Annotated in this window: 20 protein-coding genes; 7 read left to right on the top strand and 13 right to left on the bottom strand. The window is 38.5% G+C overall.

Features of this window, described 5'->3' with window-relative positions:
• Window positions 1–114: 114 nt before the first annotated feature.
• Both Q5760_RS11810 and Q5760_RS11805 read right to left on the bottom strand, forming a co-directional pair.
• Entirely contained in the window at window positions 115–1,311 is a 1,197-nt protein-coding gene (locus tag Q5760_RS11810; RefSeq protein ID WP_428912352.1) for an MFS transporter, read from the bottom strand.
• 786 nt (window positions 1,312–2,097) lie between these two features.
• Window positions 2,098–3,090 carry a hypothetical protein gene (locus Q5760_RS11805; protein ID WP_428912351.1) on the bottom strand — a complete coding sequence of 331 codons (993 nt, stop codon included), beginning with the start codon at window positions 3,088–3,090 and terminating at the stop codon, window positions 2,098–2,100.
• 421 nt (window positions 3,091–3,511) lie between these two features.
• Here Q5760_RS11805 and Q5760_RS11800 point away from each other — a divergent pair, with 421 nt between their 5' ends.
• The gene (locus Q5760_RS11800) at window positions 3,512–4,087 is read left to right on the top strand and encodes a hypothetical protein (RefSeq protein WP_428912350.1); all 576 of its coding nucleotides are present in this window, start codon (window positions 3,512–3,514) and stop codon (window positions 4,085–4,087) included.
• 224 nt (window positions 4,088–4,311) lie between these two features.
• Window positions 4,312–4,722, top strand: a complete 411-nt coding sequence (locus tag Q5760_RS11795) for a four-helix bundle copper-binding protein (protein WP_428912349.1) — start codon at window positions 4,312–4,314, stop codon at window positions 4,720–4,722.
• A 302-nt stretch (window positions 4,723–5,024) separates the two neighbouring features.
• On the opposite strand, the gene Q5760_RS11790 is transcribed toward Q5760_RS11795, so the two are convergent.
• Window positions 5,025–6,266: an MFS transporter gene (locus Q5760_RS11790; RefSeq protein WP_428912348.1), complete on the bottom strand. Its 1,242-nt coding sequence runs from the start codon at window positions 6,264–6,266 to the stop codon at window positions 5,025–5,027.
• Window positions 6,267–6,561: 295 nt separating this feature from the next.
• On the opposite strand from Q5760_RS11790, the gene Q5760_RS11785 reads away from it, so the two are divergent.
• The 3 genes from Q5760_RS11785 to Q5760_RS11775 all read left to right on the top strand — a co-directional run bounded on the left by Q5760_RS11785 (window position 6,562) and on the right by Q5760_RS11775 (window position 8,381).
• A complete protein-coding gene (locus Q5760_RS11785; RefSeq protein ID WP_428912347.1) occupies window positions 6,562–7,002 on the top strand; it encodes a YtoQ family protein in 441 nt (146 codons plus the stop codon).
• 162 nt (window positions 7,003–7,164) lie between these two features.
• Window positions 7,165–7,452, top strand: a complete 288-nt coding sequence (locus Q5760_RS11780) for a spore germination protein (protein ID WP_428912346.1) — start codon at window positions 7,165–7,167, stop codon at window positions 7,450–7,452.
• Between the two features lie 245 nt (window positions 7,453–7,697).
• Window positions 7,698–8,381, top strand: a complete 684-nt coding sequence (locus Q5760_RS11775) for a SurA N-terminal domain-containing protein (protein WP_428912345.1) — start codon at window positions 7,698–7,700, stop codon at window positions 8,379–8,381.
• 118 nt (window positions 8,382–8,499) lie between these two features.
• Here the strand turns inward: Q5760_RS11775 and purF are convergent, their stop codons facing one another.
• On the bottom strand, window positions 8,500–9,891 hold the full coding sequence (gene purF / locus Q5760_RS11770) for an amidophosphoribosyltransferase (RefSeq protein ID WP_428912558.1): 1,392 nt from the start codon (window positions 9,889–9,891) through the stop codon (window positions 8,500–8,502).
• 786 nt (window positions 9,892–10,677) lie between these two features.
• Here purF and Q5760_RS11765 point away from each other — a divergent pair.
• Both Q5760_RS11765 and Q5760_RS11760 read left to right on the top strand, forming a co-directional pair.
• On the top strand, window positions 10,678–10,959 hold the full coding sequence (locus Q5760_RS11765; RefSeq protein WP_428912344.1) for a hypothetical protein: 282 nt from the start codon (window positions 10,678–10,680) through the stop codon (window positions 10,957–10,959).
• A 334-nt stretch (window positions 10,960–11,293) separates the two neighbouring features.
• Window positions 11,294–11,629 carry a L,D-transpeptidase gene (locus Q5760_RS11760; protein ID WP_428912343.1) on the top strand — a complete coding sequence of 112 codons (336 nt, stop codon included), beginning with the start codon at window positions 11,294–11,296 and terminating at the stop codon, window positions 11,627–11,629.
• A 161-nt stretch (window positions 11,630–11,790) separates the two neighbouring features.
• Here Q5760_RS11760 and Q5760_RS11755 read toward each other — a convergent pair whose 3' ends face one another.
• The 9 genes from Q5760_RS11755 to Q5760_RS11715 all read right to left on the bottom strand — a co-directional run bounded on the left by Q5760_RS11755 (window position 11,791) and on the right by Q5760_RS11715 (window position 22,934).
• Window positions 11,791–13,374, bottom strand: coding sequence for a SagB family peptide dehydrogenase (locus Q5760_RS11755; RefSeq protein ID WP_428912342.1), 1,584 nt, complete (start codon window positions 13,372–13,374; stop codon window positions 11,791–11,793).
• A gap of 24 nt (window positions 13,375–13,398) precedes the next feature.
• Window positions 13,399–15,339 (bottom strand): TOMM precursor leader peptide-binding protein, encoded by a 1,941-nt coding sequence (locus Q5760_RS11750; RefSeq protein ID WP_428912341.1) that lies wholly within the window; start codon window positions 15,337–15,339, stop codon window positions 13,399–13,401.
• A complete protein-coding gene (locus tag Q5760_RS11745; protein WP_428912340.1) occupies window positions 15,339–17,297 on the bottom strand; it encodes a putative thiazole-containing bacteriocin maturation protein in 1,959 nt (652 codons plus the stop codon). Before Q5760_RS11745 ends, Q5760_RS11750 begins: the two co-directional genes overlap by 1 nt.
• Window positions 17,298–17,451: 154 nt before the next feature.
• Window positions 17,452–17,712, bottom strand: coding sequence for a hypothetical protein (locus tag Q5760_RS11740; protein ID WP_428912557.1), 261 nt, complete (start codon window positions 17,710–17,712; stop codon window positions 17,452–17,454).
• Between the two features lie 437 nt (window positions 17,713–18,149).
• Window positions 18,150–19,364 (bottom strand): MFS transporter, encoded by a 1,215-nt coding sequence (locus Q5760_RS11735; RefSeq protein WP_428912339.1) that lies wholly within the window; start codon window positions 19,362–19,364, stop codon window positions 18,150–18,152.
• Between the two features lie 4 nt (window positions 19,365–19,368).
• Window positions 19,369–19,788, bottom strand: coding sequence for a MarR family winged helix-turn-helix transcriptional regulator (locus Q5760_RS11730; RefSeq protein WP_428912338.1), 420 nt, complete (start codon window positions 19,786–19,788; stop codon window positions 19,369–19,371).
• 235 nt (window positions 19,789–20,023) lie between these two features.
• Window positions 20,024–21,292 carry a mechanosensitive ion channel family protein gene (locus Q5760_RS11725; protein WP_428912337.1) on the bottom strand — a complete coding sequence of 423 codons (1,269 nt, stop codon included), beginning with the start codon at window positions 21,290–21,292 and terminating at the stop codon, window positions 20,024–20,026.
• Window positions 21,293–21,424: 132 nt separating this feature from the next.
• The gene (locus tag Q5760_RS11720) at window positions 21,425–22,021 is read right to left on the bottom strand and encodes an ABC transporter ATP-binding protein (protein WP_428912336.1); all 597 of its coding nucleotides are present in this window, start codon (window positions 22,019–22,021) and stop codon (window positions 21,425–21,427) included.
• Window positions 22,011–22,934 carry an ABC transporter ATP-binding protein gene (locus Q5760_RS11715; RefSeq protein ID WP_428912335.1) on the bottom strand — a complete coding sequence of 308 codons (924 nt, stop codon included), beginning with the start codon at window positions 22,932–22,934 and terminating at the stop codon, window positions 22,011–22,013. The genes Q5760_RS11720 and Q5760_RS11715 overlap by 11 nt, the downstream gene beginning before the upstream one ends.
• Window positions 22,935–22,949: the final 15 nt, after the last annotated feature.

Here is a 22,949-nt window from a genome sequence, read left to right as displayed (position 1 = left end):
TATATTCTTACTTGCTATAAATTTCCAAAATAGACTACTACAACTACTGATTATCTACTTGTCTATGATAGTCTGCTTCCTAACTCTAAACCCTGATAAAAATAGGGCAAATTCTCACATTCGAATAGATGAATTGATATCTTCTATGAAACGCGAGAACCGTCCCCCTGTTTCATTTTTTTGTTTAAAGAATAGAAGTGGGATAAAAACCAACAAAAGAACAAGACTGATTGTATAGAAGAGTCCGCCTTTTAAATACTCCAATACTAGACCTCCAACAAAAGGTCCACCAATACTACCAATGCTATATAAAATACTACACATGATATTTCCGGCAGGAAGAAGTTCTCTTGGAATTAAATCAGCCATATAAGAGATTCCTAAAGAGTACGTAGAACCGACAAGCATCCCTGCTACAAAGAAGCAAATAAATAAACCCACTACAGATTCACGAAGAATACCTGCCGTAATAAACGAGCCAATTCCTATCAATAAAGCAAACAATAAAATCTTTCTCCGACCATAGTGATCACTTAAAATACCTAAAGGTAATTGAAAAACAATGCTTCCTAATGCAAATGCTGGAAGGATGATGGATACAGCATGTATCTCGATGCCGATTCTTAACGCATATACCGGAAAATTTCCGTTTAGTGATGCTTCTAAAAAGCCATAAGTAAAAGGAAATAAAAAGGCAATCCAACCATATTTCCATACTTGTTTGAATCGACGAAACGTACCAAAAAATGAATTTTTCTCCATTGTCTTCACTGGTAATTCATTTTTCAGAAAAAAGACTATTAGCCATATTAATAAACTAATTGCGGAAGAAATCATAAATGGAAGAAATTCATGATACACGACAAGACGTGTCATTAAAGGTCCCACTGCAAAACCAAGGCCAAAAAATAAACCGTAAATGGAGATATTCCGTCCTCTTTTGTGAATAGGAGAAAAATCCGTAATCCATGTTTGAGTACCAAAATGCAACATATTATCGCCGATTCCAATCAATAATCGTAATACAAACCAAAACACAATCGATTTCCATAATGGAAATAAAGCTAATGACAAGACGACCACTAATCCCCCTATTAAAATAAGAGGTTTATAGCCATACTTCCGCAATGGAGCCTCTATAAAAGGCGAAGCGATTAACATTCCTATATAAATCCCCGTTGCATGAAGCCCATTAATGGATGATGATATCCCATCTTGTTCAAAAATAATGGCAATGAGTGGGAGCAACATACCTTGTGAGAATCCTGATACCGCTACCATGATGACTAATATCCAAAAGCGGACCCCCATTTCCCTTTTCGCCTCTCTTTCAGATCATTTGATAGGCAAGCTCATTTTTTCAAAAATATGTAAAAAACCTAACTTAGCCGTAATTTCCATATTCTATTCTACATCACTCTACTTCTTTCGTCACCTATGTGGGACAGCGATTCCTTGTCCCTATAGTATGTGATATAGTGTATTTCCATTAACTTGGGTCGTATATAAGACAACCTTCCATTCAAACCTATTAATAGAAGTCGTCCTTTTAATGAACCAGTTCATTATTATTAACCATGACCCACTATTTAGTAGATCTGCTGCCATCCACTTCTCATGATCCCTAGTTCAATAGATCCAATCATTACCAAACCTTTTTTATTTTGATATAAATCCAAATTAAATTACTCTTCCATCATAAAAATTCATTGAATAAAAGCAAGAAAAGGGTATAATCTCTATCTAAGTTAAAACCTAAATCCACCCTGTTTCCATGTCCACTCTTTTATACCGTATAAATACAAAAAGACCCTGTTTCAAAGGGTCCTTATGAATACAAATCTTATAAATACACATCTCCATCCACTTTATTAGTTACTAGCATTTTTAAAATCAGTGTTCAAATTCTCGCCCGTTTTGAAGATTGTACTTCACCCAATCTTTTTTAAATCCTGGTGTAACGCTATTTTCTTTTTTTCGCTTGAAGTGAATATACGTGCCAATCCATTAACATGCCAAACGTAGTCGTGGAATCCGTGTTTACAGCTTTTTGATATTTATTTGTTTTGCCATTCGTATTTCCTCGTGATGCCTATTTTATAGTGGTAGATTCAACTGTACTTGCTTGACGATTTTCTCGTTAATTGGCAAAGTTTTCATTTTATTTATTGAGTAATGAGGGGGCTGTCTGAGGTTTTCTAGTATTACATGGTGTTCTTTACGATTAAATTCTAATCCCTCATTCTTCTGTTTCTCCTTTAATTGATCCAACATTTTATTCCTTTTCAGATTTAATTTGAATACTTTAATTTGATCTTGGTGTTTTTTAAGCAACGGCAAACCTAATTGGATATGTGTTTTGATACTTTCATCTAAATCCGCTAGATCCTCATCTGGAATTAATTCCCCTATATATCCATTTTCCATAGATAGAAGCAATTCTCGCCGTTCTTTTGATTTCATCCTTGAAACATATGCTTTTTGAGGACCATTTAGCCGATCAAATAAGTGAGATAATCTTTTTTCTTCTTTATACCTTTCATTTATTTTTTCTATCAAATGAATTTGATTATCCGTTAAGGGTAAACCGATTTCGTATTGATCTACGATGTCTGATGGAAGATCTAAATGTAAGTAATTTGATAGAGGAAAAAATAAATTTCTATGGAATTTGGCTAGGATTTTATCTCTTTCCAAATTGATGTCGTACATGCCACTCTTAACATCTTTGATGACCGATGCTGGGATTAAGAGATATTTTTCAAAGCAATTCTCCCCTAATCTTCGCACTTCGCCCTCTTTTTTGTTTTGGATGATATATTGGAATCTTAGTGATTGTCCACAATCACATTTATATGGTCTTTTATTATAGCCTCCATCAAGAAAATCGACTAAAATCCAATCTTCTATTTTTTCCTCAATTTCCTCGATGCTCATTTGATCGGTAATATCAACGCCTTTATATGTAGCAAGGATTTGAAGCCACTTACTTTTCCGTTTAATCTTTAATTTATTTTTCAGAAATTCGCGTTGCTCGTTTGATAAAACATACATGGTTGCTTCTAACTGGTTTCGAGACAATATTTGCAATCGAGAACACCTCCATGAGATTCTAAATCTATTTTTTTAACAATATATGAAAGGTCTTTTTCTTTAAAACCATTCATTGTAAAGATTTTAAGTATTAAAAGAGATTTCAAACAAAACTGTAACAGGGACGGTTCTCCTGTTTCAAAAGAAAATAAATACCTTAAAACACGAGAACCGTCCCTGTGTATAAGTTTTTCTACTAAATTGCCACTCCAAAAGTATTCACATATCGATTCTTTTAAGACAGACCGCCCTTGCAATTTATAAATAAGCTTCTTTTAACATTTTCAACATCAAATACAATTTAATCATTTCCGGGCGCTTGCCTTCACTAATTACTTCAAGGTAAATAAAATGCAATAAGGGTTGGTTTAACACTAATGAATTCTTTACTAAACGATTGGAGCAAGGAGGGAGTGTTGTGCAGGTTGTTATTTACCGTAATATAAAAGGGAATTTCCAATTCAAAGCTTTTGATTGGTGGAAAACTTATGCAAATCTATTGGGATTTAGGATTAATGAGCATTACACAAAACATACAAAAACCGTTACTGTTTATAAGGGTGAGGCAACAGCCACTTTTAACATTTTCTACTATGAGTATGGTTCCCGTCTTTGTCTGGATTATCTTCGTCTTGAACCAGCAAACCCTCAGTTAGTTAAACTAATTGATCACCTTATTGAGGATATGAAATTATCTGGGGAAAAGCATACCATAAATGAATCTAATCGTACCTATACTTATTTAAAAGAAGGCAAAGCCGTAAATCACGATCAGAATCAAGATCAGAATCAGGATCAAAATCATGAACAATCCAAATTTGAACTTCTGTTAAAAAGAGAAACCATTTTCGGTTTTGTCCATTTGGCATTGGACCGTATGATTGAGTACAAACGTTTAGGTAAGTTAAATAAGGTAGCTGAAATTAAAGAAAACCTTGAGTATTATAAAAAATACCTGAACCAATTAACGCAACAGATCATTAACTCCGACTAAATCATTAATTCCTACTAATTTTATAGAAATTTAATTATTATTAAATGTTTACTTATTTAAATATTGGGAATATAAATCATCTTGCCATCGTATATTTAATCCGTAGTAAAAAAGGAGACCTATACAATAAAGAGGCGATACTTGGTCCAATTTTTGGTAAACGTTCGCTCTTTTTATTGTATGCTTTTTTTCCTACCCCTAAATACATTTTTTGGAGGTTGACAATGGAAATTTCAACAAAAAGCAATTTAAAATCTTCGGAAACTGAGGTAAGCCTAGGAAATACTTTTACAATCGGTCATCAACTGAACACTTATCTGCAAGAGTGTTTGGAAGCTTGCAATCGGTGTGTGCAGGCATGTAATGAGTGTTTTGATGTATGTTGTCAATCCTCACAACAAGAAGAATTTGCTAAATGTCAAAAAATTCTCCGTGACTGTGCAGACATCTGTGCTCTAGTAAGCCAACTGATTGCTCGTAACAGTGTAAACGCGAAACTATTAGCAAGTTTTTGTGCCAATATTTGTGATGCTTGTGCAAAAGCATGCGAAAAATGCGACGATGCTTGTTGTCAAAAATGTGCTGAAATTTGCAGACAATGTGCTGATGCTTGTCGTGAAGCATGCTGTAGTTAATAAAGTGAAATTTCCAGTAGTGGGGGCTTACGTTATCCCCCACTTTATTAACTTAACTTTAATGGGTACTCGACTGTACGGTCTTTTCAAGTGCTATCGTATGCTCCATCATTCGCCAAAATTATATTTATAAACGACATTTCACGATTCAGAAAAATATCCCTAAATGGAACAAAGCGTCTTGTTGAATTTCTCTAATATTGGAAATTTGAGGGTGCTTTCATTTATGAAAAAGCACGAATTTCATGCTTGTTAAGATGTATTGATTTTATCTATGAAACACTGAGAACCGTCCCCCTGTTTCATGGTTTGTCCCGTCCGATTGCTAGGATCATTCGTTTAGGTTTAGGTTGTGTTTTCCGTTCGGGTTCTGCTGTTGCTGTTTTTTTGCTTCCCATTAGATACAATACCAAAATAATGATCATAACAGATGCAGAATAACTAAATGTCATGCCATACCCAACATATTTAGCTAAGAATCCGAGTCCAACCGAACCGATTGCTAGTCCAAAATCGATAAAAATGAGTAGCATCGAATTGGCTGTTGCTTTTTTCTCGGGTGGAACAAGCGTTAAAGCCCAAGCTTGGATAATGGGATGAATGATGGCAAAAGCGATTCCAAATAATGCCCCTGAAACCAAAACCATCAACATGCTTCTAGAAAACCCTAATAATGTCAAACCTACAGCCCCTGAAATAGCAGCTGGAATAATCAGGATTCTATGTCCAAATCGATCGAAAATTTTGCCAGAGAATGCCCGAACGATTACCATGGCGATTCCTTGAGCGATGAAAAACTGTGAAATCCTTCCGCCAAGGTTAATCTCTTTTCCAAACGCCCCCATAAAGTTTACGGTTCCTGCAATGGCTATATAGTTTAACGATACTAAAATACAAGGTAGAAGGACACGCTTATCAAACATGTACTTATAGAAAGGTTCATTTTTAGTCTCTTGCGGACTTTCCTTTTCCTTTTTAACCGTATTTTTTGTAAAGAAACTACACACGAACGAAAAAAGAATAAGTCCAAAAGTAATCATCAGCATGGACCGGAATGAATAGTTGGCAAGATAGGAAATGGCGATTAATGGTCCAATCGTCGTTCCAACACTTGTAGACAATGCGAAATAAACAATGCCCTCCCCTAGCCTAGATTTAGGAACAATATTACTGGATATGGTAAAGACTAAACTTGTAAGCATACAAAATCCAATCCCTTGTAACGCTCGGATGAATATCAAAAAACCAATAGAAGTGTTTACAAAAGTAAGAGCAATTGTGCCCAAAAAATAAAGAAGAGAAATAACGAGGAGCCATTTCATATTCACTTTTTGGATGATGACACTGGCAAAGAACCGTGTAACGAGTGATGCTACCATTAAAGTCGTAGTCATGGTTCCTGCAATCGCTGGATTATCGCTAATCGTTGATACAAAAATAGGGAAACCCGCTGTAATCATATAAAAAGCACAAAACATTACTAAAGACAATAATACAATAATGACATACTGGTTCGTCCATAGTTTTACCTTTCTTTTACCCATAGTAGCTAAGACCGCCTTTCAAGGCTATTTCTAAAAGTAGTGCAGTTGATAAGTGAAGTGTCATTTAAAAAACATGACAAAGCTATTTTTTCCTTTTTTATTAAAAATATGTTTTCATTCAAAAGCTTTTTAACTGGCAATACATAAAGCTAGTGGGATTTCTATTTCTTTGGAACTAAAAGAAATTTTATTAATGATATAGGACTCGATAAGGTCAAATGCGGAGTAAATCGTTTGAAAATAATATGAAATTCGATACGATGATAATAAGTAAACTAGGAATGGAGGAAATGAAATGGAATTAACTGTTTATTTAGCAGGGCAAATTCACGATAATTGGAGAGAAGAAGTCGCGAGGAAAGCAAAGGAAAAAGAGCTTCCTCTAGTATTTGTAGCTCCTCAAACCAACCATGACCGCTCAGACAATATTGGCGAAGACATTCTAGGAAAACAGCCTGGTAACCTCTATAAAGATGATGCTGCTTCGGATATTAATAATTTCAGAACACAAGTCTTAATGCAAAAAGCTGATATCGTCATTGCCTTATTTGGAGAAAAATATAAGCAATGGAATACAGCGATGGACGCGAGCATGGCCATTGCCATGAATAAGCCAACCATCATCATTAGACCACAATCATTAATACATCCATTAAAAGAACTTTCCAACAAGGCCAATGTCACTGTCGAAACCGTTGATCAAGCAATAAAGGTTATTAGTTATATTTTTGAGTGAAACAGAGGGACGGTTCTTTTTGTTTCATTTCTGTAATGAAACGCGCAGAACCGTCCCCCTGTTTCACATTTATTACTTAAATTGATAATTGTCCATTCCAATTAGTGTGAGTTAACATAACCTGTACTAGAGGGATTTCACTTTAGAAAGGGAGTTGTTTACGTGGTATCTATTGGTTCGGTTTCAATTAAAAATGTAAGTGGTTCTGCTAATGTTCAATTCGGTAATATTGTTAATCAATCTCCAAATACTTCAACTCAAACGACTGCAGGCGCAGGTGCTGAGAATGAAGGTATGTTCGTCTTTACTTGTTCCGGCTTAAGTTTATCCATATCCATTCCACGTACATCTGGTACAGGCGTATCTGCTACTACACCACCCAGTATCACCATTCCTAGCACTACACCAGCAAATCCATTTGGTCCAGTAACATCTGGTACATCAGTCTAACACCATCAGCACCAAGCGCAATCCCAATTGAGTTAATCCAGGAACTAGAGTACTGCAAAGAGGGATAATCAATGGGTTGTTATATTTTATTAGATATCTTATCTCCTCCCCTTCCTCACCTATCATTTTCGAAAATAGATCTCTTTAATCACATTACAATCTCCTAACAGTTTAGTTGTAGAGCCTTTTTCTTCAATTAGATATGTTAAAATACAGGACAAGCTGTTTGAAAGGAGAGAAACGTGATGTTTAAAAGAGCTTCAATGGGTTTCATTCTGATCAGCGTTTTGGTCTTTATACTGGGGGCTTGTAGCAATGAAAGCTCTAAAGAATCCAAGACCGAAACGGTGGCAACCGTAAATGGTGAAGAAATATTAAAAAAAGATTATGATAAACAACTAGAGAACTCAAAAGCATACTTTCAACAACAAGGGATGAATGTCGATGATCTAGACAATCAAGCACAGGAGGAATTTGAACAATCCGTATTAGATCAATTAATTAATACGAAGTTACTCCTTCAGACTGCTCAAAAAGAAGGGGTTACGATTGAACAAAGTGAAATTAATGCTGAAGTAGATAAAATGAAATCGCAATTTGAAGATACGAAGAAGTATCAAGAGGCACTAAAAGAGAATCAATTAACAGAAAAAAACCTTAAAGAGGAAATTAAAGATCAATTAACCCTTACTAAATTTTTTGACAAAAGAATTGGTGACATCACAGTTTCTGACGATGAGGTAAAGTCTATGTATGAGCAATATAAGAAACAGGCTGAAAGTCAAGGACAAGAACGACTGGAAGATGACTTCGAATCCGTAAAACCACAATTGGAACAACAAGCGATCGCACAAAAGAAAAATGAAAAAATCACTGAACTTATCGAAGGTTTACGCAAGGACAGTGAAAAAAACATTAAAATTTTATAAGTAAAAACTCTTTAATCCTTTCCCCTTAACCAGATGTTAAGGGGATTTTGCAACAGGGGGACGGTTCTCTTGTTTCAAAAGGATTGTGCAATGAAACGCCGAGAACCGTCCCCCTGTTTCATTCGTAGTCGTACAATGGGGTTGGATATTCTCCTGTAAAGTATGCCATACATAGTCCATTGTAGGGTGAGTCGAATGTTAATCCAATTGAATCGATCATTCCGGTGACACTTAAAAATTCAAGGCTATCGGCTCCAATTATTTCTCTGATTTCCTCAACGGAATGGGCTGCTGCAATCAATTCTTTTCGATCTTCAACGTCAATTCCGTAAAAACTTGGATAACGAAAAGGAGGTGAAGCCACTCTCACATGTACTTCCACTGCCCCTGCCTCACGGAGCAACTGAATGATGTGTTTGCTTGTTGTACCTCGAACGATCGAATCATCGACGATCACCACTTTTTTCCCTTTTACAACTCCACTTACAGCTGAGAGTTTCATGCGCACTCCTAACTCACGTAATTCTTGAGTGGGCCTAATGAATGTTCTAGCTATGTATTGGTTCTTCACTAATCCCATTTCATAGGGAATACCACTTTTTTCAGCATAACCGCTCGCAGCGGATAATGAAGAATTGGGTACGCCGACAACCACATCGGCTGATGCTGGTGCTTCCGCTGCTAACGTTCGTCCCATATTTTTACGTGCCGTATGTACGTTCACACCCGCAATATCAGAGTCTGGGCGTGCAAAGTAGATGTATTCCATTGAATCTATCGATATCATGGTATCTTTTGTATAAGTTTCGATTTGGTAGCCATCTTTGTTTATGATGATGATTTCTCCGGGCTCAACAGAACGAATGAGCTTTGCACCAGTAACATCTAATGCACAAGTTTCACTTACTAACATATAAGCACCATTCGACAATTGTCCGAGCGAAAGTGGTCTAAAACTGTTTGGATCTAAAGCACCAATCATTTCGGTAGGTGTTAATATCAAATAGGAAAAAGCTCCTTTGACCTTATTCAAACTTTCTTTGATTCGTTCAATTAATGTTTCTTTTTCACTTCGTCGAATCAAATGCATTAAAATTTCAGCATCTGAATGGGATGAAAAAATAGCGCCCTCATCTTCTAATTCTTTTCTTAGAGTTGTTGCGTTTGTAAGGTTTCCATTATGAGCTAAGGCCATTTCTTCATCATGGAATTCAAATAAAAAAGGTTGGATATTTTTCATTTCATTACTTTCAGCAGTACCATAGCGAACATGCCCAATGGCCGCTTCCCCTTTTAATCCATTAATGTGACCCTCATCTTTAAATACATCAGTTAAAAGACCTAGACCATTGCGTCCTTTTAATTTCCCTTTATGACTCACAACAATTCCTGCTCCATCTTGACCCCTATGTTGTAAACTATGTAATCCGAAATAACATAAACGAGCAGCGTCTGAAATACCCCAAACACCAAACACGGAACAACCTCCTCCAAAACGTTTCACTTCAATATCTTAAGGTTGAGACTAGAAACCACAAGAATAAATGATTTGATTTTCATTTTCTGTTTTATTATGCGACATTTTTGACTTTTATAAACTACGATTAGCAGCCATCCACGTTAAACAACTGACTGTATTCTTTAAAACAGTCGGTTTTATTTCGATGGTAAAGTTTTAATAGTTCCTTTCGCCTTCAAGGCTTTATTGCTTGTTTTTTATCATGCTTCTTAAATCACCACAGTTGAATTCCGGAACACCCAAAGGTCAACGCTGAACAATCTACCCTCCTCCTTCATGAGAAGTTGGATTAATATCAAGATGAAAGAGGATTTTATTTTCCTATTAAGCTTAGTAGCTATAAAAGCCTATTCTGTTAACCTCTATTCTTACACAAAAATTGAAAACCATTACATATCTCTTTCCCTTCCAGCTAAAGCTTTTGAACGGTAAGATCCGACTAGAATTTGAATCAAACTGAATTTTCCTTTCTAATCATCCTGAAAGTTCATCGTCTTGGTTCACATCAAATCCCAGCAATGGATGCCCCAAATTCCTAATACACCCGGAACTAAGAGCTTCCGTTGCACCTTAATGCCCGTCTCCACGGTTGTATCCGAGAGAAACACAGGGACGGTTCTCCTGTTTCAAAAGGATTGTGTGCAATGAAACACGAGAACCGTCCCCCTGTTTTAATTTTCAAGATCACCTTATGATTCTGATGATTCTAGATATAATAAGTTAAAAAGGTTCTAGCGTGTATGAATCAATAAATTCACTCGAAATAAGGTGACTAATATGATCTGGTTATTGGTGCCCATTATAATTTGGACCGTTGCACTGTTATTCATGGGATTACCTCATTTTATTTACCAAATAATCCAAAAAGGTAAGGCAAAACTAAGAAAAGGAGCTAAATTAGCCAGACGTTCAAACCCTGATGAAAGTATGGTTAAAAGTATAGAAGAAGGCATGTTAGACATGATCCATATTCGGAATCTGTTTTTTATTGGCTCTATTATTGGTTTAGTACTAATGGCTCTAGGTACAGTGGCTTTATGTGCAGTCCTTGTACTTTGAACCCGTATTATAACTCAAGGATATCAAAGTTGAATTTCATTTTTACATAAAAAGATGTAAATAAAAGTAACCATTAGATCTTGATGGACTTCAACTCCCCTAAGAAAATGGTTTATTTGTACTGATTGGAATAACAGATTGCAATGACCGCTTACAAGATTATCTGCAATCGGTCTTTAACATACTTACCAGACATAAGATCTAAGTTGGCTTTTATTCATACAGCTGACTTTTACCGTTACCCTCTTCATTTAAACAACATGATGTAGAGATGTACTTGGTACCTAAAATTCATTCCCTTCATAAACTAGTCAAAAAACGGAGTTGATTCCTTATGGTGAAATGGATTAACGTATCTACATCTAAACATCAATTAAAACTTTTTGATGGAAACAGACTTTTGAAAACGTATCCCATTGCAGTTGGCAAAATATTGTCACCTTCCCCTTCTGGGACCTATACCATTGTGAATAAACAGCCTCATCCTGGAGGTCCTTTTGGAGTGCTTTGGATGGGTTTATCTAAACCTCATTACGGGATACATGGCACCAATAATCCTTCATCCATTGGCAAAAATGTTTCCCATGGATGTATTCGCATGTATAATCGGGATGTTCTCGATTTATCATCAAGAGTTCCCATCGGTACTAGTGTGGTGATTCATAGATAAAGCTAATCAAGCGTACCTCCTTCATGCATAGTTGTTTTAAAAACGGCATGAAGGAGGTTTCTTTCTATTGTTTTTAGTCTAGTTCATATTCAGTGCTTTTGAAAGCCGAACCTAGTACCATCTCTTCTTACATGAAAACCATCGTATGATTCTCATCTAACTTAGCTGTGCAAACTTCCTCTTAACCAAGCGCGTGGACGATAGGGTCCGACTGGAATTTGAATCAAACTGGTTTTTCCTTTGTAATCGACTCTGTAAAGTTCATCGCATTGGTTCGCATCAAATCCCAACAATGGGTGCCCTCCCATTCCTAATGCACCCGCCATTAATAGCAGCCGTTGCACGAGAATGCCTGCCTCCATCTGTTGAATCCGGTATCCTCTATACCCTAGGCTCTTTTTGAGGTGATCCTTGTCTCCCACTACGTGCATACAAAGTGGAACTTGATACAAATTTACATTGGGCATCGTTAATCCAGATTGTAAAAGCTCTCGGTGATCCCCTTCGGTAATTCTTTGAATAGCATGAGTGCCATGGTCATATGAATAAGCCCCATTCAAAATTCCCTCTACATTGTAGAAACTTCCATATAAGGCAACACGAGACTCAATCTGTCCCCTTGTTTCGTCAAGGTCATTTTGATACAAAAAAGAATAGGTCTCTTTTAAAAAAGTAGATAATTGTTTTTGACTCACGTTTCCTAACGTAAAATCAATATCAGGGGAATACCGTTCTCGGCAAACAGATGCGAGATCATACGAAAAATCCTCCGTAAATGGTAGCAAGATCATCTCTGAATGGAAAGGAAACTTCTTATCGTTCCTTCCCTTTATTTTCACAAATGACTGTGTGGTTTCAAACATCGATGCTTCATTTAGTTTTCTTAGCATATGATAATCAAGGACTCTCTTTGAGCGATTATAGGAAGTATTATTCAACACAGGGACTTCCCTGCACAACTGGGATGAGGATACTGTTTCCTCTCTTTTCTGCTGGTTGTCATTCAAAGGAATGGACGATCCCATCCTGATTGGGATCACCGCATACACACTTTCCTCTTGCCCTGATAACCCAAGCAAATGATTTATCGACTGATCAAGAAATTGATAACATACCCTTGTAGAGAACCCCATCCGATCAGCCACTTCTAACGATTGCCCAATCAGCACACCTGCATCTAACCCTTGAAGCCTGTATGAAAAATTATGGTATTTATAAAAATTTTTCCAAAATACGGTCGAGATAAAAAGGGTACAAAAACATTCAGAAATAGAATGGCCATCTGCCAGACTTCTAGCTAAGTAGGAATCGAAATTTCCTTCTCGTAACAAAATAAGCCGATGGTGCACCACATCATAATGGTAAATTCCATTCGGAATCTCATCAAGTTTGATATATACATATAATTCATTAGGATAAAGCGCCCCGCCGGAGGGAACAAATCTCCGTAACGCCCCCGTAAAACTCACATTTTTCCCGATTGATTCATCCTTTATTGCCGATTGAGCGTATTGGGTTAGCCCGTAAATATACCATAAAAAATGACCAAGATCTTCTAAGCGAGGGGGATTAGGATCTTCTTGCTTTTTAAGGGTTAACGGTACTTCTGTAGAAAGTGGGACTTCTGGCAAGTTTCGGTATAGTTTATAAGGAAGTGGTGCATCTTCCCAATCCACCTGCCAATCACGCGGATAGAGGTTATCACTGTCAAAATGCAGTTGATAGAGAAATGAATTGAGCTCCATATCATTGTCCTCCTATTCTTCTGGTTATGGGAACGGATGGGGATATGGATTTAGCCCTTCATACGTTAACGGTTCCTTTACAAACCCTAACCTCATCGGAACGGTTAGCACCCTTTCCAACCCTTTCACACGAGTAAGATGATGTCCAAATGTCATCGGTAACATGCCAGGAATTATCACCTTTACACAGAATAATCCATTCTGTATGGTTACGGTTGAGGACTGGTCTACTACAATGACCTCCAGATTTAAACGGCGGAACCGCTGGAGAATCTCTTGAAGATCATCTTTTAAATCTGAATAGGAAGGTGGTTCCTTGAACTCCTGTGCAAATGTACGTAATGGACCATGATCCTTTAAGATAAAATTCAGCCGTTCCTCTGCTTCTCGTAGACCGTATAACATGCCATGATCTTCCATGCTGCGGACTGCGAATGGATCTAGCAACATCTTTTCATATTCCTGTCTGTTTGCCTCTAATTTTTCATCATCCCTAAACATCATTCCCGCTAGCTCGAAAATCGTACTTTTTACTGCCTTGATTGGATTAGGGTTTGCACCAGCCGCACAAATGAGGTTAACGCCTTCTGGTCTTCTGCTTTTTGCCACTGCCCAAACACTTGGAATTCCATGTTCCATCGTCGAATTGTAAAAATAAAGGTCATATTCCGCTACATCTCGTATACGGTCCACCATTAGTTGTAATTCTTTATCGTTTGCAGAAGTAAGGTCAAGCCGTGGGAGCGGAAGTCTAGCATACCAGGTTAACAAAAACGAATCTCGTTCGACAACCTCCATAATGCCATGGAAAATAGCTTCCTCTAAACTTCCCCCTAAGGCGCATCCATTTGACGTTTCATAGACAAAGCCTTCTCCACAACTTACACTATAATAGGCAAGTTTTTCTGGAACGAGAATTGGACGTTCTTGTAAAAACGAGTAACCCCAGACCCAATCCATGGGTGTTTCGGGGTCAAACTTTTTAAACGGAAAATGCGGTATTTCATATTGATGATTTTCATGAACACCTACACTTGTAGGATTTAGGGCTATTTCTTGTAATTGACTATAACGCTCATGAACGACGGTCCTTTTTCCTCGTGGTTGGATTCCGCAATATCGCTCCACACCTTCCAAAATGGCCGTCAACTCACTGATTTCATAAGAATTCGTCCGTCCTGCTACCCCCTCATCACCTTCAAAGAGAGGCATGTTCACTAATGCATCAGCAAACGGCAGTCGCAAATCCTGCATTTTTCCATTCATAAGCCCCATACGAGAATCAAGAAACCCTTTAGCTAACACCGTTTTTAATTCTTCCGTTGAACGACTGCGATAACTGCCCTTTATTTTAGGACTTGATTGCAAGCAAATTTGTGCTAATTCCGCTGTATCAATAGGCACCGAACTGCACATTGGGCAAGTTGGATCAGGTAAGAAAAAGTGACTAGAGGTCGTTAGCGTTTTTAAATTCATCACGAACACCTTTTCTTCTAAGTTGTTCGCTCCACCTTGAAGAGCTCTTCGTACTTCATTCGTGATTAAAGTGGCCATTTGAAATAATCCCGAATGTGTGACCCAAGCATCTCGAACTCCACAACTCCCTTCTGCCATCCTTTCTTGAAACCTCCACATTTCTTGACGATCTGGTCCCGCTAGGATACGTCGCATATCCGCACAGCAAGAACACCCCTTGGTATCAGGTCGTACGAGCGGACCAATGATTCCCTCTCCAAATGAAACAAACCCTCGAAGCCACGGTAATCTTAAGGACCGCATTCTTTTTTCCGCTTTCTGATAAAATGATGGATGCCAAGCATCGTGAAGCACGAGTACAAGTTTGATATCTCCGGGAACCTCCTCCTCAAAAATACTTTGACGCGTTAGAGAATAGGTTTCTGATAATTGATGGTAGACCTTATCTGCTAATATGCCTTCTCCATCCAGTAGAATTTGAGCAGTCATTAAAACCCCTCCTCAACAATCTGTACACCAAACACCCCGGCAAGTTCTTCTTTAAAAAAAGGTTCGAACGCAAGATCATAAACGAATAATTGTTTGCCTTCTTGGTGCAAGACCCCAATAGAAGATCGTAATAGCTCTAGTTTCGTCATATCCTCACATGAAGGAATATCAAGTTTGAATTCCTTATTTTCACGGAAGGTCGTCGGCTCCATTTCATGCTCCACTTCCATATGTTGTAGTTGCTGATTTTGTTGCGTATATAAAAGGGCTTGTTGTAAGGCATTGCGCAAGGCAAGCGTTAGATTTAATCCTGCAGAAGTAAAAGTTTGCCCCTTCGATCTCACCCTTATAACAGGAAAGCCACATATATCCTCGATTAAATCGATGGTCGGTGTGCCGTTCAAGGTGGTTAGGGCATCTAAATAAACGCTGCAATGCTGATCTTCAATGGAGCCTAGCCCCACATCATAGATGCCATTTTGATCATCATCCATTCGGTGACACAATTTTTCATCTAAATAAGCTTGCATTCCCCGACATACCGCCTCTTCGATGGTTTCTCCGGCACCGATGCCGATAGGATCCTCCGTAATTAAAGAATCGATAGGATCTTCCTGATTCCGAACAATTGAATCATTCCATTTTGACACATACATTTCAATGCCCCTAAATCCGGCATTTCTTTTTGCTTCTTCATGTGTTAAACCAGCACAAATGACTTCCGGAAGAAGATCTGCTGGTCCCTCGGATACCGGGTTAACAGCTTGAACTAAACACTGTGCGAGAGGGAGTTGTGACAAATCCCCTTCCTCCCATGAATGAAAAATTCCGATCTCTTCAGAGCTTAATCCACTAAAATAGTCCAAAAGTTCATGAGACGGGTTGTTTCGTTTTCCTTCCTGGTTTAGCCTTACATCAAGGTCTTCAACTAGTCTAGGCGCTACACTTGTTGACGATACTAATGGGTGTGGAATGAAGGATAACCACTCCCCTTCTAAAGTTTCAAAATCAAGGCGGTAAATTTGATTATTTGTAGATCCTGCAATTCCTGTCATTTTTTTAAAAAACTCAAATACAATAACGTTTGCTAGAAGAGCTCCCGTTGTAGAAGACACCGTGTTCGGCTTCTGATCGGATTGAATAGCGGATTGATGGAGCCGGCGCCATGCAGATTCCCAACATCCATCTGATTCAGGAGAAATGACTGGACCTGATAACCCTACTTGCTCGAAGCATATGGCCGGTATAAACACCTTCCCTTCGTCTTTGCAAACGTTATTTAGTTCCCTTAGTTCATTGACACTGCCGTCCTGTGAGACATATAAAATGCAATCATATGGGTTTACGGCTTGTTTCCAAAAACCTTTTTGTTCTCCTTTTTCAAAGGTTACTTCCTTAACTTCCACTTCAGAGTCCATTTTGTGAGCAATCTCGATAAGTTCATAAATTCGTTGTCGATTTGTAGGGATGGATTCCGTAGCTAGATAATGGAAATTGGGATGTCCCGTTTCAATTAATGCACCAATCAATGAAACGAGAATGGGTCCTGAGCCAACTAATAGAACATTGGTCTGACGATATTGTTGAAAATGATAAGCTCCAGAATCAACGAAATTTTCAATAAACTCAATTTGTGAAGCGTATTTTTCAAGGATTCCATCATGTAATTGATGGGGGCGATCTTGGCTTACATCTCGTACAAAGCCGTTCTGTAACAATATTTCGCCTATCTCATATACCCGGTTCTGATAAGGGAGCGTCAACCCCTTTGTTAATTCCTCCATTGTTTGCTCCCCGTTGAACATGGGTATCAATTTTTCAATCCATTGATAGATGGTTCCTCCTTTCATCCGAAATGAGCTTTCATTATTTCTGATATACACACCACCCTCTGGATCTGGTAAGTAAACGGTATCCCTCTTTACCTTCAGACGCGTGAAATAGTCAAGTTTTGTCATTTCGTTCCTCCTATTTTCTCATCATCTCAATGATCCACTATTAGCGTATGTAGTTTTATTTGTCCTTTATGATTATCCAAAAAAGTAGTGCCCCTGCATCGATATGCAGGGACACTTTTTTATCATCAAATCACTAATTTTTGTAAAGAACAATTTAACCCCAACAACTATAACAGTTGGAACAACTGAAACAACTATAACAACTATAACAACTAAAACAACTATATCCTCCGCATCGGTGGAAACCTCCACAACGATGGAAACCACCACAACGTCCGAAACCTCCGCAACGTCCGAAACCTCCGCAACGTCCAAAGCCACCGCAACGTCCAAATCCTCCGATTCCAACACCAAACACGCGTGGATCGTCGCTATAAGAAATAGGTGTTAACTCACCAACTTGGTAAGGATCCATTTCTAAATTTTGTAACTCATATTGATAATTTTGCATTTTTATCCTCCTCTTGTATTCACCATCTAGTTTTTTGGGCTTGAGAGAATGAAAAAATGATGATAACAGGTTGCGAACTGAAATAATCAAATATTCGGTGTACTCTCAACAACAAAATATGATTACTGATAGGTGGTTGTTCCTATTGTCAGAGCCTATTCTTTATACATTTTATATAGTGCTATGTTTAGATGTTCAGATTTTCATTTACTCATTGACATCCTGTATTTTTGATGAGAAGAAATACTGTGAATGTTCAGGATAAAAAAAAGACCATAAAACACAAAAAATGCCTGCTCCCTATTGGGCCAGACACATTTTTAAATTGAAACGCGGGGACGGTTCTCGCGTTGCAAAAAGATTGTGTGCAATTCTGAAACGCTCAGAACCGTCCCCCAGTTTCATATTGAGGCAGTTTCAGTTACTGTTTTGGTCTCTAATAATTCTCTATCTTTTCTGCCATGTAGGATGTAATACAGTGGTATGCAGCATAAAATAACGGCGATCATCCATGAAAAGACTGAACGATACCCCATTGTTGGCACCAGGAATCCTAATAAGTATGGACCTACGCCTAATCCGATATCAAATAAAATAAAGTACGTAGAAGTAGCTAAGCCTACACGATGAGGAGGTGTAAGTTTTACGGCTACCGCCTGTGCAACGGAATTAAAGTTTCCATAGCCAAGTCCAATACATGCTGCCGCTACTAATAACATCCAACCCGCTGTCGCTTGACTAAATAAAAGCATCCCGATCGCAAAAATGACGAAGCACGGATACGTCACAATATTGGCCCCTTTTAGATCCAGTAATTTTCCCGTAAATGGGCGAGAAAAAAGAACCACGATGGCATAGATTAAAAAGAAATAACTGGAAGCAGAAACTAAATGTATTTCCTCTGCGTAAAACGAGAGAAAGGACATCACACCAGAGTAACTAAAGCCAATCACTAACGCAATCAGTGAAATCGGTACGGCTTTTGGTTCAATGAATCGCGATAATAGCGAACCTTTTGTTTCATGTTTAGCATAAGAGCCGCCAGTTGGTACATTGATTTTAACAACCGAATACATGATTAAACAGATAATCGCTAATGCTACGCCGAATGCGAACATCCACTGAAATCCATTTTCAAGCTTCAAGAGTAAAACCCCAATAAATGGACCGATTGCCGTTGCTAAAATGGCACTTAAACTAAAATAACCAATTCCTTCTCCTTTGCGGGAGACTGGTAAAATTTGAGCAATGATGGTACCAGTTGCTGTCGTTGCAATACCGGTAGCGATCCCATGCAGTAAACGAATCCATAATAACAGACCTAAGTTGAAGGTAAAGAAATATAGTGAAGAAATGACGAAAAAACAGATTAATCCAATCCAAAGGATTTTTTTCGAACCAATATCACCAATCACCCTACCCGCGCCTAATCGACCGATTAAGGAACCGATAATAAAAATACTAGATACTAATCCAGCTGTACTTGTAGAGGCACCATACTCTGATTGTGCATACGGTGCAATTGTTACGATTAATAAGAAAAACGTAAGGGTAAGCAAAAAGTTAATCGTTGATACCGTCACAAATTCCCTTGTCCAAAGACTCCCCTTTTTCACCAAATTAACATCCTCTTTTCGTTAAATTTATAAGCAATTTGTCGAGTACTTCCTCTGCGATCTCTCTTTCCTCTTGTGAAATGCCGACCACCAATTCCTCTTGAAATACATCAATCATATGCTTAATTTGCTTATATAGCTCTACCCCTTTTTCCGATAAGTGCATGACTTTTTGTCTTTTGTCTTTCCCGGGTGAAATAAAGACCATTTCTTTCTCCACTAACTTTTGAGCAATCGGAGTAACAGATGGTTTTTCTACTTTCCAGTAGGATGCCACTTCACTAAACGTAGCTGGACCTACTTCAAAGATATATCGAATCAACCCCCATTGACTTGCTGATAGATCATGGAGTGTAAGCTCATCGTGTAACTGAAGGTTATAAGATCGATTCGCTAATTGGGATTTTATAAAGTACGAATACATATAATGTCCTTTCTTATATTAATAGTTAGTTAACTTAACTAATCTTATGAATAATCTCCATGTATGTAAAGTGATATGCTTTGAAACGTGTGGACGGTTCTCGTGTTGCAAAGGCTTGTGTGCCATTCTGAAACGCGAAGAACCGTCCCTCTGTTTCAATAAAAAAGAGACGATTCTGACGATCATAGATTCATATAATCTATGAAACGCCGAGAACCGTCCCCCTGTTTCAAGTTTAATAGCTTCTGTCGCCTATTAAGGCTTTGTTGCTTGTTTCTTCTACCATGGTTCTTAAATCGGCTCCGGAAGGATTCTGGAACACTCGAAGTCCAAATTCTGGTGCAACAGCAAATAGATGGTCAAAGATATCGGATTGGACTGTTTCATACACGGCCCATTGTACAGAATTGGTGAAGGCATAAATTTCTAGAGGCAATCCGTGTTCACTATGTGCCAGCTGTCTAACCATTAAGGTCATATTCTGATTGATGCCCTCGTGATTTTTGAGGTAGTTGCTGATATACGCCCGAAACACTCCCACATTGGTAAGGGCCCGCCCATTCACAGGATTGTTTCGATCGATTTGATTTTTCTCATTGTACTCCGAAATTTCCCTTTCCTTTTGAATAATATAATCCGAAAGGTAATCAACTTTTACAAATTTCTCGATCATTTCCTGTGTGCAAAACGTGATACTACTAGTATCGACATACAAAGAGCGTTTGATTCGTCGACCGCCTGAGCTTTGCATCCCTCTCCAGTTGATAAAAGAATCGGAAATAAGAGCATAACTAGGGATCATCGTAATGGTTTTATCAAAGTTTTGAACCTTTACGGTATTTAAAGAAATATCAATAACATCCCCATCTGCTCCATATTTTGGCATTTCAATCCAATCCCCGACCCGAACCATATCATTGGACGTCAACTGAATTCCGGCCACTAATCCTAATAGCGAATCCTTAAAGACTAACATCAACACAGCGGAGAGAGCACCAATACCACTTAATAGAATAAGAGGACTCTTCCCGATTAGGTTCGAGATCACTAAAATGATCCCTACCGTCATGATCACAATGTTAATGACCTGAATATATCCTTTGATGGGCTTCACCTTGGATATCTCAAAGGTTTGATAAATATCATTACATGCATTTAGTAAGCTTTGAATAAACACTAACCCGACAATAATCATATAGGTAACGGCCAATTTCTCAATGGTCAATTGATAGGTTGGGAAAGTTGAAGCTAACGAATAAATAATAATCGCAGGAACCATATGGGATAACTTTCGAAAGACTTGTCTTTCCAAAAGAATATTCCCCCACGCGACTTTAGCGTTTTTAACAATTCGAGTGATGATCCTGATTACGATTCTTTTTGATATAAAATTGGCTACAATACAGATCAGCCCGATTAGCAGAATCTTGATGATAACCGCAAGATTTTCTACTAAACTTGGATCTAATTCCATATTTAGAAGTAGATTATTAATAAATTGCATCTTTTCTCCTCCGTTTTACATTGCATCATAGCAACTTTACGGGGAAATGATAGAAACTGTCAATTATTAAATGATCCTGAACAAAAAAATGGTGCCATGGTCCCTCTGAAACACGCAGAACCGTCCCTCTGTTTATTTTAATTCAACCACTCGATGACAAACTTTTTGAAGGAGGTTTTGTTCATGACTTACGATAAGGATTCCCATTTGTCTTTTTTGGGCGATCTCGAGAACGGTCTTCCAGATTTGGGCTTGGGTAATGGCGTCGAGCATGGTGGTCATTTCATCTGCAAGTAAAAAACGCGTATTCGGTCCTAAGGATCGGGCCACACAAAAGCGTTGTAGTTCCCCTCCAGACAACTCACTTGGCCAACGTGTTAGCCATTCCTCTTTAATTCCTAGCGATTCTAGCAATTCTGGATTAGGATTCCACCCTTCATTAAGGATTTTATCCATTTTCCATCTTGGATTCACCGCTTTTTCTGGATGTTGAAAAACTAATTGTACAGGGTGATATCCTTTCTTCGGCAAGACTGTCCCACCAACCGTAACGCTGCCCATGGTAGGTTTCTCGAGCCCTGCTAAGATCCTGCAAAAAGTGGTTTTCCCTCGACCACTCGGGCCCGTGAGACCAACGATTTCACCCGGGCTTAGCGTTAACTGGACCCCTTTCCATAACCATGGTCCATTCTCATATCGAAATCCAATATCAATCGCTTCAAGTGGCATGGGTACACCTCACTAGTCCATTCCGAAGGTTACGCATCTCAGGTTGAGTTTTCCCACAATGAGGACTTGCTTTTTCACATCGTGGCTCAAATAAACATCCAGGTGGTAAGGCACTAGGATGAGGTTGTGAACCAGGAATCGGAATAAATTCATTTTGCGGCAAGGCTCTCCATAAAGCCTTACTATAGGGGTGCCTTAATGCTTCACCTTTTCCAGCAAAATTATCTACGGGCGCTACTTCCACGGTGGTTCCCGCATAAAATACAGCTATTTTATCGGCAATCGTTAAGGCGGATTCTATATCATGGGTAATGAGCATGACCGCACAGCCGTTGTCGGCAAACTCCCTAAGGTTATTTAGCGCTTCATTCATAACAGCCTGATCAAGTCCTGGGGTTGGCTCATCCGCAATAATGACCTTTGCTCCACTTACCATGGCTGTTGCTAGAAGAGTACGTCTTGCCATGCCTCCAGATAGTTGAAATGGATACATTCTCTCAACTTCTTGTCTCAGATGATAACGTTCAAATACCTCTCTTTGTACCGCAACGGCATCGCCTTGTTTTACCGCGGTGCGGACTTGCTTCCCAACACGCATGAGTGGGTCTAAATAGTTTACCGATTGAGGGACAAGGGCAATTTCCTTCCCACGGAGTGCATGTTGTCGTTCGTGGGAAAGTTCTTCTCCTTCATATTTAATACTTCCACTGACGGTTGCATGGTTTGGAAGGATCCCAAGAATCGCATGAGCGAGTAAACTTTTTCCCGATCCACTCGCTCCCACAACCGCAAGGATTTCCCCCTCTTCAAGTGTTACATGTAGACTTGAAATCACATTAAGTTGTTTCTGTTTTAAGCCAACCTTATCTTGCTTAAAAGATATCGATAAATCTTCCACTTCAAGAATGGGCATAGGGTACACCTCACA

Origin of the sequence: Niallia sp. Kr1 (genome assembly GCF_050389805.1) — a bacterium.
In the GTDB taxonomy this organism is placed as follows: domain Bacteria; phylum Bacillota; class Bacilli; order Bacillales; family Cytobacillaceae; genus Bacillus_BD.
This window is presented reverse-complemented; position numbering and strand designations above follow the sequence as displayed.

Bases quoted from the DNA above. Each gene is read 5' to 3' on its own strand.
- Q5760_RS11810 (WP_428912352.1), bottom strand. From the start codon at position 1,311: ATGGGGGTCCGCTTTTGGATATTAGTCATCATGGTAGCGGTATCAGGA.
- Q5760_RS11795 (WP_428912349.1), top strand. From the start codon at position 4,312: ATGGAAATTTCAACAAAAAGCAATTTAAAATCTTCGGAAACTGAGGTA.
- Q5760_RS11790 (WP_428912348.1), bottom strand. From the start codon at position 6,266: ATGGGTAAAAGAAAGGTAAAACTATGGACGAACCAGTATGTCATTATT.
- Q5760_RS11785 (WP_428912347.1), top strand. From the start codon at position 6,562: ATGGAATTAACTGTTTATTTAGCAGGGCAAATTCACGATAATTGGAGA.
- Q5760_RS11775 (WP_428912345.1), top strand. From the start codon at position 7,698: ATGTTTAAAAGAGCTTCAATGGGTTTCATTCTGATCAGCGTTTTGGTC.
- Q5760_RS11765 (WP_428912344.1), top strand. From the start codon at position 10,678: ATGATCTGGTTATTGGTGCCCATTATAATTTGGACCGTTGCACTGTTA.
- Q5760_RS11760 (WP_428912343.1), top strand. From the start codon at position 11,294: ATGGTGAAATGGATTAACGTATCTACATCTAAACATCAATTAAAACTT.
- Q5760_RS11755 (WP_428912342.1), bottom strand. From the start codon at position 13,374: ATGGAGCTCAATTCATTTCTCTATCAACTGCATTTTGACAGTGATAAC.
- Q5760_RS11750 (WP_428912341.1), bottom strand. From the start codon at position 15,339: ATGACTGCTCAAATTCTACTGGATGGAGAAGGCATATTAGCAGATAAG.
- Q5760_RS11745 (WP_428912340.1), bottom strand. From the start codon at position 17,297: ATGACAAAACTTGACTATTTCACGCGTCTGAAGGTAAAGAGGGATACC.
- Q5760_RS11740 (WP_428912557.1), bottom strand. From the start codon at position 17,712: ATGGATCCTTACCAAGTTGGTGAGTTAACACCTATTTCTTATAGCGAC.
- Q5760_RS11730 (WP_428912338.1), bottom strand. From the start codon at position 19,788: ATGTATTCGTACTTTATAAAATCCCAATTAGCGAATCGATCTTATAAC.
- Q5760_RS11725 (WP_428912337.1), bottom strand. From the start codon at position 21,292: ATGCAATTTATTAATAATCTACTTCTAAATATGGAATTAGATCCAAGT.
- Q5760_RS11720 (WP_428912336.1), bottom strand. From the start codon at position 22,021: ATGCCACTTGAAGCGATTGATATTGGATTTCGATATGAGAATGGACCA.
- Q5760_RS11715 (WP_428912335.1), bottom strand. From the start codon at position 22,934: ATGCCCATTCTTGAAGTGGAAGATTTATCGATATCTTTTAAGCAAGAT.